General features: G+C 43.3%; 14 protein-coding genes. 3 read left to right on the forward strand and 11 right to left on the reverse strand.

Features of this window, described 5'->3' with window-relative positions; all coding sequences use genetic code 11:
* Window positions 1-479 precede the first annotated feature (479 nt).
* Genes JXR81_06370 through ffh form a run of 3 tightly spaced genes read left to right on the forward strand, consistent with a single transcriptional unit; the run spans window position 480 to window position 3,453 of the window.
* Window positions 480-1,439 (forward strand): PASTA domain-containing protein, encoded by a 960-nt coding sequence (locus JXR81_06370; protein MBN2754479.1) that lies wholly within the window; start codon window positions 480-482, stop codon window positions 1,437-1,439.
* Window positions 1,439-2,107, forward strand: a complete 669-nt coding sequence (gene rpe / locus JXR81_06375) for a ribulose-phosphate 3-epimerase (protein ID MBN2754480.1) — start codon at window positions 1,439-1,441, stop codon at window positions 2,105-2,107. Before JXR81_06370 ends, rpe begins: the two co-directional genes overlap by 1 nt.
* Window positions 2,107-3,453: a signal recognition particle protein gene (ffh, locus tag JXR81_06380; GenBank protein ID MBN2754481.1), complete on the forward strand. Its 1,347-nt coding sequence runs from the start codon at window positions 2,107-2,109 to the stop codon at window positions 3,451-3,453. The genes rpe and ffh overlap by 1 nt, the downstream gene beginning before the upstream one ends.
* A 318-nt stretch (window positions 3,454-3,771) precedes the next feature.
* Here ffh and JXR81_06385 read toward each other — a convergent pair whose 3' ends face one another.
* The 11 genes from JXR81_06385 to JXR81_06435 all read right to left on the reverse strand — a co-directional run.
* A complete protein-coding gene (locus tag JXR81_06385) occupies window positions 3,772-4,542 on the reverse strand; it encodes an ABC transporter ATP-binding protein (GenBank protein ID MBN2754482.1) in 771 nt (256 codons plus the stop codon).
* Window positions 4,539-5,504 (reverse strand): ABC transporter ATP-binding protein, encoded by a 966-nt coding sequence (locus JXR81_06390; protein MBN2754483.1) that lies wholly within the window; start codon window positions 5,502-5,504, stop codon window positions 4,539-4,541. Before JXR81_06390 ends, JXR81_06385 begins: the two co-directional genes overlap by 4 nt.
* Complete coding sequence (locus tag JXR81_06395) at window positions 5,504-6,313, reverse strand: ABC transporter permease (protein ID MBN2754484.1); 810 nt, start codon at window positions 6,311-6,313, stop codon at window positions 5,504-5,506. Before JXR81_06395 ends, JXR81_06390 begins: the two co-directional genes overlap by 1 nt.
* Complete coding sequence (locus tag JXR81_06400; GenBank protein ID MBN2754485.1) at window positions 6,313-7,284, reverse strand: ABC transporter permease; 972 nt, start codon at window positions 7,282-7,284, stop codon at window positions 6,313-6,315. The genes JXR81_06395 and JXR81_06400 overlap by 1 nt, the downstream gene beginning before the upstream one ends.
* 84 nt (window positions 7,285-7,368) lie before the next feature.
* Window positions 7,369-8,613: an ABC transporter permease subunit gene (locus tag JXR81_06405; protein MBN2754486.1), complete on the reverse strand. Its 1,245-nt coding sequence runs from the start codon at window positions 8,611-8,613 to the stop codon at window positions 7,369-7,371.
* Between the two features lie 35 nt (window positions 8,614-8,648).
* Entirely contained in the window at window positions 8,649-9,569 is a 921-nt protein-coding gene (locus tag JXR81_06410) for a sugar ABC transporter permease (GenBank protein MBN2754487.1), read from the reverse strand.
* A gap of 33 nt (window positions 9,570-9,602) precedes the next feature.
* Entirely contained in the window at window positions 9,603-10,889 is a 1,287-nt protein-coding gene (locus tag JXR81_06415) for a sugar ABC transporter substrate-binding protein (protein MBN2754488.1), read from the reverse strand.
* Between the two features lie 208 nt (window positions 10,890-11,097).
* Complete coding sequence (locus tag JXR81_06420; GenBank protein MBN2754489.1) at window positions 11,098-11,508, reverse strand: hypothetical protein; 411 nt, start codon at window positions 11,506-11,508, stop codon at window positions 11,098-11,100.
* A gap of 62 nt (window positions 11,509-11,570) precedes the next feature.
* Complete coding sequence (locus JXR81_06425) at window positions 11,571-11,945, reverse strand: hypothetical protein (GenBank protein MBN2754490.1); 375 nt, start codon at window positions 11,943-11,945, stop codon at window positions 11,571-11,573.
* Between the two features lie 129 nt (window positions 11,946-12,074).
* A complete protein-coding gene (locus JXR81_06430; protein ID MBN2754491.1) occupies window positions 12,075-12,368 on the reverse strand; it encodes a hypothetical protein in 294 nt (97 codons plus the stop codon).
* A gap of 16 nt (window positions 12,369-12,384) precedes the next feature.
* Window positions 12,385-13,762, reverse strand: a 1,378-nt coding sequence (locus tag JXR81_06435; GenBank protein MBN2754492.1) for a DUF4329 domain-containing protein, incomplete at its 5' end; no start/stop codon positions are given.

Below are 13,762 nucleotides of genomic sequence, written 5' to 3' on the forward strand. Positions count from 1 at the left end.
AACAGGCACCGGTGTACCTTCAACATATACCACTCCCGAATAAACAGCATCTTCTTCATTTGTAGTAAATGAATAACTGAAACCCTGGCAGTCAGTACTGGTTACCGAAAAAGAAAAAACCGAACACACCAAGGGCGTTGACACAAATAGAAATATAAGAATTAAAAACCGATAAAGTATATTTCCCATTCCCCGCAAAATGCTTTTCAAATTTTCCCTCTCCAAATAGTTTTGATTTTTTATATTTACATAGGTTACATATTTTGTCAAATAATTTTTTCCGGCAACAGCGTAACAGACGATTGCACGGAGAGTTTTGCTAACCATCCGTGCATCTGTGCACCCGTCCCTCGCAGTTTTTTGCTAAGCATCCAAGCCTCCAACCTTCCAAGCCTCTGCCCTTATATATTTTTCTTGCAAAATAACGCTTATCACTTATAATATTCCGGTAAGTTAAATCATATAATTAAAAGGTGCATATGAAAAAAGGCAATTTATCCTACATTTTAAAACTTGTATTTATCGGATTTGTTATGTTTGGCATAACAACCGCGGTTGTTATGAAACTTGTCTTCTCTATCGGTTCCATATCCATGCCTGATTATACGGGAATGACTTTTGAAAAAGCCGTAAAAAGCGCCGGCAGAATGGGCATTGACTTAAAACTTGAAGATGAAGTTTACAGCAATCTGTATGAAAAAGGCGTTGTTGTGTCCCAGAACGTAAAACCAAAAGTAAAAATTAAAAAGGGCCGCGCGGTATATGCCGTTGTAAGCCGCGGTTCAAAGATGATAAGGGTTCCGGATGTCACGGGAATGATAAAAGCAAAAGCCGTTCTGAACCTGGTTAACCTTGACCTTGGCACCGGTTATGACGATGCAATTTCTTCTTCCATACATAAAAAAGACACTATAATCGCCCAGTTCCCTTCCGCGGGCGCGGATGTACCATTCAACGAAAACGTAAGCACCTTAAGGTCAGAAGGTTTAAAAGATGAAGTTTTCATGATGCCTGACGTAAAAGGCAAAAACATATTTGACGTTTACAAAGCGCTGCGCAAACACGACCTTACCGTCGAAAAAATAAACGTGGAAGTAAATAACGATTTGCCTTCGGGAAGCATCTTGTCCCAGTCGCCGGAAGCGGGATACGCGGTTAATAAAAAGACACCTATAATACTTAACGCCGGCAATAAAGAAGACGATTTAAGCCTTAAAAAACGCCTTATTAAAGTGAATTTCACCCTTGAAAGCGCGGACCCGCTGCCAAAACACGTAAAGATATCGGTTTTAAGCCTTGCCGGCAGCGAAGCCATATATAATAAAATTACTCTGGTAAAAGAAAAAATAGAAGTCCAGCCGGTTGTACGCGGCGACGCTTTGGTTCAGATATTTGTGAATAACGAACTTGTAAAAGAACACGAATTTAAGGCGCAATAATGTCAAAGATGATGCTTGCCCCTTCCATTCTTGATTCGGATTTTTCCGATATTAAAAACACATTTAAATTTTTAGAACAGATAAAAGCGGAATTTGTGCACCTTGATATAATGGACGGAAACTTTGTGCCAAACCTTACCTTTGGCCCCAAGATTATTAAATCATTCAGGCCTCACACAACATTACCTTTTGACGCGCACCTTATGATAGACCGGCCGGAACGCTACATTTCAAATTACCTTGACGCGGGATGCGACTATATCACCATACATGAAGAAGCCTCCAAAGACTGCGGCGCGGTAATTAATGAAATACACACAGCCGGAAAAAAAGCGGGGCTGTCAGTAAAACCCGGCACGCCTGTTTCTTCTCTTTTTAAATATATGGACAAACTTGACCTTATCCTTATTATGACTGTGGAACCCGGATTTGGCGGGCAGAAATTTATGAAAGATATGCTTCCTAAAATCACAGAACTGCGTACGCTGATAGATAAAAACAAATATAACTGCCTTATAGAAATTGACGGCGGCATTAATACCGCCACCGCTCCCCTTGCCTGCGGCGCGGGCGCGGATATTCTGGTGGCGGGAAGCGCCATATTTGGAGCGCCTGACCGCGTTAAAGCGGCGTCTGACATCCGCGATTCCGTAAAGGGCTGCCGGTAATGTTTGACGCGATTTCAAAAAAACTTGACTCTGTCATCCGCAAAATACGCGGCACAGGGATAATTTCCGAAGCAAACATAGAAGAAGCGCTTAAAGCCATACGCATGTCCATGCTTGAAGCGGACGTAAATTACAAAGTTGTAAAAGACTTTGTTGCCGCGGTTAAAGAAAAAGCGCTGGGCGAGTCCGTCTTAAACGCGGTGTCCCCGGGCCAGCAGTTCACCAAAATAGTCCACGACGAACTTACGGCTTTTCTTGGCGAAAAAAACAACGGGATTGACACTTCCCGCACCACCACGCTTATTATGCTTGTGGGGCTTCAGGGGTCAGGTAAAACCACTACGGCTGCAAAACTTGGGCTGTACTTAAAAAACGAAAGAAAACTTCCCCGCATACTGCTTGTAGGGGCGGACACTTACAGGCCTGCCGCCAAAGAACAGCTTAAAAAACTTGCAGGTATGATTGGCGCTGACTTTTTTACCGAGGAACATAACGACGCTATAAAGATATGTAAAAATGCCTATTCCCTGCTTGAAACAAAACTGTATGACGTTGTGGTGTTTGACACCGCGGGCCGTCTGCACATAGACGAAGATATGATAAAAGAAATTGAAGTTATTAAAAAATCTATCCCCATGAACGAAGTTTTTCTTGTCGCGGATTCCATGCTTGGCCAGGAATCTGTAAATGTGGCAAAAAGTTTTAACGAAGCCGTGGGCTTAACCGGCATTATATTAACAAAAACAGACGGCGATGCCAGGGGCGGCGCCGCCCTTTCAATGAAATACGTGACAGGCGTCCCCATTAAATTTATGGGCACAGGCGAAAAAGCCGACAGGTTTGAACTGTTTCACCCGGACAGGCTGGCATCTTCCATTCTTGGCATGGGCGATATAATTTCACTTGTTGAAAAGGTACAGAAATCAGTCACCGAAGAAGAAGCTAAAAAGACAGAAGAAAAATTCCGCAAAGCCACCTTTAATCTGGAAGACTTTCTTGAACAGATGAAGACAATGAAAAATATGGGCCCCCTTGACGAACTGTTAAAGATGATACCCGGCGCCGCTAACATGGGGCTTGATAACGTGAAAATAGACGAAAAAGAATTAAAACACACAGAAGCCATAATACTGTCCATGACCCCCAAAGAACGCAGAAGGCCGGAAATTCTTGATGACAGCAGAAAAAAAAGAGTGGCAAAAGGTTGCGGCCTGCCGATAGAACGAGTGAATAAATTATTAAAACAGTTCAACATGTCAAAAAAGATGATGAAGAAAATGGGCAAAAAAACCCGTCACGGCAAACCGAATTTCGGTCAGATGCCCGGTAATTTCAGGGGATTTTAATAGATACTGACAGATGCTTTGATGCTTGGAAGGTTAGATGCTTAAATTCAGTCTTAAAACAAAACACACACCTTAAAAGACGCAGCTACCAAATCCAAACCAAAAAAGAGACGCAATATATTGCGTCTCTACATTATAAGACATAAAACCAACTGCCGCGCTCTAAAAGGGCGCGCCTATCCCAGCTGCTTTCGCTCGTAAACTCGCTTCATTGCTGGGATCTACGCTCGCAGGCTCGCTTCGACCAGATCTAAACCAAACATCCAAGCTTCCAAGCTTCCAAGCTTCCAAGCATCTAAGCCTCCAAGCATCCAATCCCTACCCCTTTACCGCCCCCAGCAATGTCTTAGTATATTCACAGCGCGGGTTTGAATACACTTCATCCACTTCGCCGTATTCCACAATCTCTCCCCTGTTCATGACAGCCACCGTGTCGGCAAGGCTTTTTACTATCCTTAAATCGTGGGTGATGAATATAATTGATATGCCGTTTTTTTCATTCAAATCAGAGAACAGTTTAAGTATCTGCGCCTGAACAGAGACGTCAAGCGAGGATACCGGCTCGTCCGCTATTAACAGTTCCGGATTTACAGATAACGCCCTTGCTATACCCACTCTTTGCCTCTGCCCGCCTGACAGTTCATGCGGGTATTTTTCCATCACATCAGCGCCAAGCCCCACTGACTGCAGCATCAGCTGTATTTTTTCACTTAGATTATCTTTCTTTACCCCAAAGTGTATTGATATTGGTTCAGCCAATACATTACCAATTGTCATCCTTGGATTTAAGGAGTAATACGTATCCTGAAATACGTACTGAACCTTTCTTCTTTCAAGCGGATTTTTAAAATCAGGTATTTCCCCGTCCAGAAATACAGCGCCGGAATCCTGCGTTTCCAGCCCCGCTATAATTCTGGCAAGGGTGGTTTTACCCGAACCGCTTTCACCTACCAGCGCAAGTATTTTGCCCTTTTCAATTTCCACAGACGCGTCAACAAGCGCGTTTACCCTGTAACGCGCGCCGCCAAAAGCGCCTTCCGCCATAAAATGTTTGCATAACTTTTCCGTACGCAGTATTATATTTTTCATTTTTTACCGCCCGGATAAAAACACCTTACAAAATGTCCCGGCTTTACTTCCTTTAATTCCGGTTTTTCAGTTCTGCACTTATCATCCGCATATGGGCACCTTGGCGAAAAAGCGCAAAAAGCCCTTTCTTCCTGGGGCTTTGGCACTTCCCCCGGAATAACGGTAAACTGCCGTTTTTTGGAATCAAGCGAAGGTATAATTTCAAAAAGCGCGGCAGTATAAGGATGCAGCGCGGACTTTCTATCTTTGACAGCGCCGTCTTCCACTATCTCGCCCGCGTACATAACTATTATCCTGGACGCAAGTTCGTTTGCCAGGTGAAGGTCGTGTGTTATAAGCAGTAATGTCAGATTGTGCTCTTCTTTTAATTTTTTCAGCAGTTCAACTATCTGCGCCTGAACAGTTACATCCAGCGCTGTTGTGGGTTCATCCGCTATCAGAATTTTGGGATTGCAGGAAAGCGCGATTGCTGCCATTACCCTTTGCTGTAAGCCGCCGCTTAACTGATGCGGGTACGAGTTATAAACACGCCGCGCGTCCGTAATGCCGGCGTCGCTTAGAAGTTCCAGTGATTTCTGTTCAAGCGCCGGCGCTGCCATTTTTCCAAAGTGCGCCGTAAGCGTCTCTTCTATCTGCTGTTTTATTGAAAACAGCGGGTTTAAAGACGCCCCCGGTTCCTGAAATATCATACCCGCGGTTTTGCCCCTCATGCTTCTTAACCTTTCTTCATCCGCGTTTAACACATCCATTGCGTCCATAAAAACCGAACCTGTCACCACGGCATTTTCCGGAAGCAGTTTTAACAGCGCGTTTGCAAGCGTGGTCTTTCCGCACCCGGATTCGCCCACAATTGCCGCTGATTCTCCCGCTGAAATATCAAGCGATACTCCGGTAACCGCAGTTATGAAATTTTTCTTAACTTTATATTTTACTGTAAGGCCTGACACATTTATGATTCCCATTACCCCTCCCTGTCCAGTTTGGGATTAAGGTAGTCCCTTAACCCTTCGCCAAGAAGGTTAAATGAAAACACCGCCGCGAAAATTGACAGCCCCGGGTACAAGACAAGCCACCACGCGGTGTCTATATAATCTTTTCCCGATGTCAGGATATTGCCCCAGCTTGGTTCCGGCGGCTGAACGCCAAGCCCTAAAAATGACAGCCCGGATTCCGCAAGAATTGCCCCGGAAATTCCAAACGTGATATATACAAGCACCGGCGAAAAAGCATTCGGCAGGATATGGCGGAACATTATCCTTCTTTTTTTAAACCCAAGCAGTTTTGCGGCTTCCACATAGGGCAGTTTTTTTATGTATAAAACTTCCGCCCTTATAATCCTTGCGATATCAGTCCACGATGTAAGCCCTATTATGATGACAATATTAAATATGGAAGGGCCTAAAAAAACGATAAGCATAAGTATTAAAAATAGCGTGGGCACGGTTAAAAATATATCCACTCCGCGCATTATTATATTGTCAATTACGCCGCCAAAATAACCGGCAATTATGCCAAGCAATACGCCTATAACCGCGGAGATTAAAACCGCCATTATGCCTACGGATACAGAAACCCTTGTGCCGCGCAGCAGCCTTGAAAAAACGTCCCTGCCAAGTTCATCAGTCCCCATTATGTGGGCTTTGGACGGGCTCTGCAGGCGCTGCGAAATGTCCTGCTCTTTGTAATCGCGCGGTGAAATCACAGGCGCAAGTATGGCCATAGCCACTATAAAAACCACAACAATAAGCCCCGCTGTCATCATTTTATTCATTATTTATACCTTATCCTTGGGTCTACTGCCGCGTAAGCAATATCCGCAGCAAGGTTACCTAAAAGCGTAAGCACAGCGCCCATTGTAACCACACCCATTATTACCGGATAGTCAAAACTTAAAGCGGATTCATAAGCCAGCCGCCCCATTCCGGGCCACGCGAAGATGGTTTCAAATATAAAACTTCCGCCTATTAACCCCGGGATGGACATTCCCAAAAGCGTAATTACGGGAAGCAGGCTGTTTTTCAGCGCGCTTCTGTACAGGATTGTTTTTCTGTCAAGCCCTTTGGCGTATGCCGCCCTGATATACTGCTGGGACAGCGCTTCTATCATGCCCGATTTTACAAAACGGGAAATATATGCCAGCCCCCCTATTGAAGTAACAATAAGCGGCAGTATAAGGTGGGATAATAAATCCGCTATTTTCTGCGGCAGCGTCATATAATCAAAATCAATTGATACCATGCCGGATACGGGAAGCAGCCCCGCCTTGACTGAAACAAACAGCATAAGCAGAAGCGCAAGCCAGAAAGTGGGTATAGAGTAACCGATAAAAGTAAAGACCATTATAATTTTGTCCGCCGCCGTGTTTCTTTTTACCGCGGAAATTACCCCCAGTATAATACCGAAAAAAAACACAAGCGCAAGCGACAGCACATTTAAAAGCAGCGTGGCGGGAAGGCGTTCTGCCACCTTGTGCAGCACCGGCCTGTGGTCTATAAAAGATTCCCCAAAATTAAAAGTTACTGTCCTTCCAATCCACTCCACATACTGCACCAGTATGGGTTTATCCAGCCCGTATAAATGGCGCATGCGTTCTATTGAATCCGGCGATGTGCGGATATCCATCTGCATATTAACCGCGGTAAAACCGCCGGGCGTCAGGTGGATAATAAAAAAAGTGATTACCGTAATACCAAACAGCACCGGTATTGCAAGCAACAGCCTTTTAAAGATATAGCGCTTCACTTTTTACCCCGCTTTTTAAAAATAAAAAAGCCCCGGATTTTAGTCCGGGGCTTTGGTGTAATCATTAATAAGTATCTTAAACTTTTAGCCTTTTAATCCGCTTGTTGCTACGCCTTCTATGAAGTACTTCTGCCCGAAGAAGAACACTATAAGTATCGGAAGAAGGACTATCGTTGAAGCCGCCATCATAAGGTGATAGTAGCTTCCGTACATTGTGGTAAATGTCTGAAGCCCAAGCGCAAGGGTGTATTTGCTGGAACTGTTAAGGTAAATTAACGGGTTCATGAAGTCGTTCCAGTTGTAAACAAATCCGAATATCGCGATTGTGACAAGCGCCGGTTTTACAAGCGGCATAAGTATAAGCCAGAATATCTGGAAATAGTTGCAGCCGTCAATTTTTGCAGCGTCATCAAGCTCATAAGGAATTGTCATGAAAAACTGCCTCATGAGGAAGATGTTAAACGCGCCGCCGCCAAAGAACGTGGGGACAATAAGCGGGGCAAAAGTGTCAATCCATCCTATGTATTTAAAAAGGATGAACGTGGGTATCATTGTTACCTGCGCGGGAATCATCATGGTGCTTACCATTATAAGGAAAAGCTGATCCCTGTAAGGAAACTTAAACCTTGAAAAACCGTACGCGACAAAAGCAGAACTTAAAAGGGTTCCTAAAAGCCCGCATACAGTTATGAAGATGGTGTTCAAGAGGTATGTGGTGAAAGTTTCGCTTAAAGCTTTGGGGCTCCACGCTTCCACATAGTTATGCCACTGCGGAGGAATTACAGCCACTTTGTCATCCTTGGTTACCCTGTCGCCTGTCGCGACTTTTACCTTGGAATTCATCGGCGCTTCTATCCTGTCTATAACATTACCTTCTTTATCCGCTATCATTATAATATTGCCGTTTACCTTTGCAACGCCGGACGTGGGCAGTCTGGCAATAATATCGCCTTCCGCCACATAGTCGCCCTTCTGAACATTTAACTGGGCGGCTCCGGACAATGTCATTGTGCTTAATACCTTCGCGCTCTTTTTAAGCCCGGACATAAGATAAATTATGTTGGTGCCGTTAGCGCCCCTTGCTATCTTTACATAGCCTGCCTGCTGGGAACGTACATCGGGGTCAAGTTTCCATGACACATCCGATATAGGAAGCCATTTTGGCGGTGTTGTAAAAATATCAGTGGGATATTTAAGCGACGTTGATACCATCCATACAAGCGGTATAACAAATATCAGCGCGCCCATCCACGCTATAATATAAAGGACCAGGCTTACTGCCATGTCCTGCTTCTTTTTGCTTGCCCAGAAGCTGCTCTTCTGCTCCATATTACATTACCTCCAAAGGTTTAGTGGTATAATTTTTATTTCTTAAGTTCGCCTTCATAATGCACCCATCCGCCGGCAATCTTAAACTGCAGGAAGGTAAATAACATTATGACAAAGAAAAGCGCCCATGCAAGAGCGCAGGCGTATCCCATATGATGATATTTAAACGCGTAATGATAAATGTAAAGAACAAGCACAAGCGTGGAATCAGCCGGACCGCCCTGCCCGCCGGTCATTGTGTAAACCTGCGTGAATATCTGGAACGACCATACTATGCTCATGATTAAGTTAAAGAAAATAACAGGTGTTAACATTGGAATTGTCACATGCCTGAACTTATGCCATATTCCCGCGCCGTCAATTTCCGCGGCTTCATACAACTGCCTGGGTACTCCCTGAAGGCCGGCAAGATAAATAATCATGTTTCCGCCGACACCCCAAAGGCTCATTACCACAAGCGCCGGTTTTGACCAGTTTTCATCCGCAAGCCAAAGAGGCCCTTTTACTCCCAGCATACTTAAACCATAGTTGATAAGGCCGAAATCCGGATTAAAAAGCCACATCCAGATAATGGCCGACGCAACACCGGCAGTAACAGAAGGAAGATAATATATTGTCCTTAACAGCCTTACGCTTTTCCAGTCCTGGTTCATTAACAGGGCTACCATGATGGAGCCCACAATACCAAGCGGAACCGCGAATAAAGTGTAATAGAACGTGTTTCCCAAACTTATCCAGAACTTTTTATCGCCAAACATATGCGAGAAGTTTTCAAACCCCACAAATTGAATCGGCGTTAAAAGGTCCCACTTACAGAAAGCAAGCACTAAAGACGCGATAATTGGGCCGCCAACAAAAAGAATCATACCCAAAATCCAGGGGCCTATAAAAACATACCCCCACAGCGCTTCATGCGAGCCTGATTTATGATGTACCGGAACAGTATTCGTGCTCATCAGTTTCCTCCGCTGGTTATTCTATGTTCACTGTTATTCAAAGTAATTTTCATTAATTTCCGGCACTATTTCCTGGCATATTTCTTTTGCAGTTGCTTTGCCGCTCCAGATCTTATCAAAGTTGGGCGCAATCATGCTTACGTTGATTTCTTCCCAGTCTGATACCAGCGGAGCAAACTTAACATACTTAACGCCTGCAAGGACAATCTTTTTGTTCTTAGGATCCTGTCCGTCAAGGAAAGCCGGTGATTCTGCAATCTTTTTCATGGCAGGCTGTGCAAGCCCTGTCTGTGCAAGCTGTGTCTGTCCTTTTACTCCGGCAAGATATGTTACAAGCTTCCATGCCGCTTCTTTATTTTTTGATTTGTTTGTGATGGCATATCCGGATCCGCCTGTAGAGAAAGCCCTTACTCCGGTAGGCCCTTTAGGAAACATAACAACGTCCCATTTGAAATCCTTTATCTGTCTGAATGACGGGGTCTTCCATATTCCGCTGTAGAACATACCCGCTTTTCCTGATACGAACATGTCTCCCGAACCCATTCCGCCCATTGCGGTCATCTGGGAAGGTGAAGGCATAACTCTGTATTTATGTATCATATCCGCCCTGAACTGAATGGCGTCATAAGCCGCTTTCTTATCAAGTGTGCACTTTGTGGGGTTCTTTACATTGTCAACAAGCGATCCGCCGTTGCTTAATACCCATGATTCCCAGATAGGCCAATCATCCACAAATCCAAACTGAACTACCCTTCCCTGCGCGTCTTTCTTTACAAGCGCTTTTGCTTTGGCAAGAAATTCAGCCCATGTCCAGTTGTCTGTAGGCGGCTTAACTCCCGCTGCTTTAAAAAGGTCTTTGTTGTAATACATAACGCAGATAGGCGCGATATCTCTTGGAAGAACATATAACTTATTTTCCACTGTAAACCTGTCAATTATTTCAGGATAAAAATCGGTTTTTTTGAATGCTGTTTCGTTTGCAAGATACGGCGTAAGGTCTTCTAAAACGCCTTTTTCCGCGAATTTCTTGAAATTGTTTGCCTCTATGAAAAGCACGTCAGGCGCGCTTCCGCCGGCAAACTGTGTTAATACTTTTTCCATGTAAGGCGGCCCCGAAGGAGCTCTTTCCGCGCTTACCTTAACGCCTGTTGCTTTTTCAAATTCCGCGATTGCCTGGTTTATAATTTCAATTTCAGTTACATCTCCCCAATACATGAACCTGATTTTGTTGGTTCCTCCAAGGGGTTTGTTACAGGCTGTAAACACAAAAAGCGAGGCTAAAACAACTAACGAAAAAACTACAAAAAGCTTTTTCTTCACGGTAATCCTCCTTCAATATTTTAATAATTGATTTTGTAATAAACGTGTTAGTATTTTTACACTTTTAGCTTTAAAAGTCAAGATTTTTTACTTTTTAAGAGAATTTACAAGAAATTATATAAAAATAACCACATCCTTGCCTTAATTTCGCCTTGGCTTTTGTTTTTCTATCTGTATTTGTCTCCGCTTTTCCTCCGCCTGATATTCCCTAAGTGTTCTGCACCATGTTAAAAGTACCGGAAGATTCCTGGGGCCACTTGGAATTTACAACATTTGTCTCTATTCCGGTTGCAGGGTCTGTAATATATAAGTAACCCCTGTCATCCGTATAAGAATAAAAGGTAATTGTTCCTGTATAAGGGGCTTTAATATAACCTGTCCATTCTTCAGAGAAATTATCAGTCAGCTGACCGCATCCGCCGTCAGTAGGCCCGCCGCTGCCCATATTCCACGCAATATTAACACCCTGCCCCACAGCGCATGGTTCGCCGGAAAAAGTGATGTTATTCCATTGTTTGAATATATGGTTCGGCGCGTAAACCATTCCACAATACGCCGGAATTGTAATAACAAACATGCTTATTAAAAGCATGGCTCTGAATAATATGTTCCTTCTCATTTAAATATCCTCCACAATTTTTGTCAGTTGTATATACATGAATTCATGTAAAATTTAACGGCTTATATACCGTCGTTGTATGAGTTCTTTAATCCCTTAAACTGTTTATCATAATTCTTAACCTGGTTTTCTTTAACTTCCTTCTTCCCCGCCTTAATAAGCGAGCTTACAGAGGCCTTATCCTCTTCCGGGACGTGTAATATCACAATAGCCTCTGTCTTTTCTTTGTTGTATAAATAAGTCCCGCCCGTAGTTAAAGCCTTAATATCATCCCCCACCTGCGCAACATACGCCCCATCCACAATCTGCACCGGCACTTTTATCATCATCTTAACCGTTTTGCCGGACTTCACATTCCCCGGCACCGGCGTCGGCGAAGCAGCAAATATTGCTGTTGTTATTAGTATTGTCGCCATAATAATCATTATCTTCTTCATAATCCCTCCAATACACTTAGTTATAGTTTAATATCTTTCAGGATACCTAAATAAAGTCTCAAATATAAAGTTATATAAGGCTCCAAAACCTTTTTCCCTTCAAATCATTAATCAGGTTCCAACACTTTTTTATTCCCCGTGCTCTATCTTTAAAACCTCACCATCCGTTACTCTTATTTCTATATATGGCGTCCCACCGTGTATATAATCCTCATCAACCAAAAAACTTCCTTCAACAATCCATACATTGGCTTTCAATTCTATTTTATAAGGCTGAAATTGTTTTAGATCTCTCTTTGAATAACCATATGTTTTAATCCATTGAGCTTCTGCTATATGTATTGCATTCTTTTTTGTAATATTATTCTCGTTTTTTGATCCCCCCTCCAAATCGCAAGAATAAAATACAAGTATAGAAACCATAAATAACACCATACACCTATTGATACTTATCAATTTTATTCACTCCTCCCGCTCCATTTTTGGAACCAACATCCGGGCTAATAGTATTTGCCCTATTGACACTATTAGGATCACTTGGCAAATTCGATTCAATCGGTGTAGTTTTATTTGTACGAGGATCAAACTTTTTAAGATTTCCTTCTGGGTCAGCGACATACGATGGCACATTTGCTTTCGTTGCATTCTCTATATCTTTAGGTGAAAATTTATTGTCAGCATATCCTGGACTATCCGCTCCGTGAGTATGCGCAAACGCTCTGAACTTCTCTCCATTTGGGGGCCGAGCAATCCTCACTCCATGTTGCTCTCCTTGCCTTGGATTTGCATATGTAAAATTTTGAATATTACCTTTTGCATCCCTAACTTCATAAATCATTGTTCCGTACTCACGATCAGTTCGTATTGAATCATCATTGTAATTTCGTGAAAAATCGATAGCCGCATCATGAATTGAAACGAAAGGATCTCCTGCAGCTTTCCCATCCGGATCCACTAATTTCACCGGATTCTGATGCGTGTAGGTAAACAACCCAAGGTTTAACGAATTAAATACCCCACCCATTCCCAGGAGTTTGCTGTTATCTTTTTCGTCAAATTTAGGCAGATACTTATCAAGTATCGGGTCCGGGCTCATCCATAGCGAAACCTGTGGGTCGTAGTAGCGGGCGCCGTAATAGTACAGCCCTGTCCTATCCATTTCCTTACCCGTAAACTTAAACGGATTATTCAGTTCCCCAACTGATACCGTGGGCATACTGTCTTCTGTCTGCCATATTTCGCCCCATGGCGTATACTCGTTATGCTCTACAATATTCCCGCTATTATCTGTGAGATACGTTGACGAGCCAAGATGGTCTGTGCCGTAGAAATATGTAAAATCAAAACTATCCGTGCCTGTTGCACACGCCGCATCTGACATTATTCTGCTTGCAACGCGCTGATTCCCCACGTAATAGTTCTTTGTATACGTATTTATGTTGTTGGCGTTGCTTAACCACATTGCCGCGTACTGATTAACATACATCGCCACATCGCCAAGCTGCGGTGTTCCCATATTATAATTATTTATCTTTATTTTTCTTTCGCCTTTATGGTCGTAGAAGTAATTTTCCGATACCGGCGAATTAAACGGGAAAGTGTCTGTCACCTGTTTTATCCTGTTCTCTTCATCCCATAAAATTTCCCTTAAATTGCCGGTGTGGCTTGTCACATTCCCATTGGCATCATATTCGTATTCCCTGAATATACTGCCGTTATTATTCATGTGGTCCACAGCGTGCGGCTTTGCAGGGTCATAGAAATAATCCCTGTTATATGATATTGAAGTTAAATCATACGCTGTTCCGCCTATATAC

The sequence above is a fragment of the Candidatus Goldiibacteriota bacterium genome (assembly GCA_016937715.1).
Classification (GTDB): domain Bacteria; phylum Oederibacteriota; class PGYV01; order PGYV01; family PGYV01; genus PGYV01.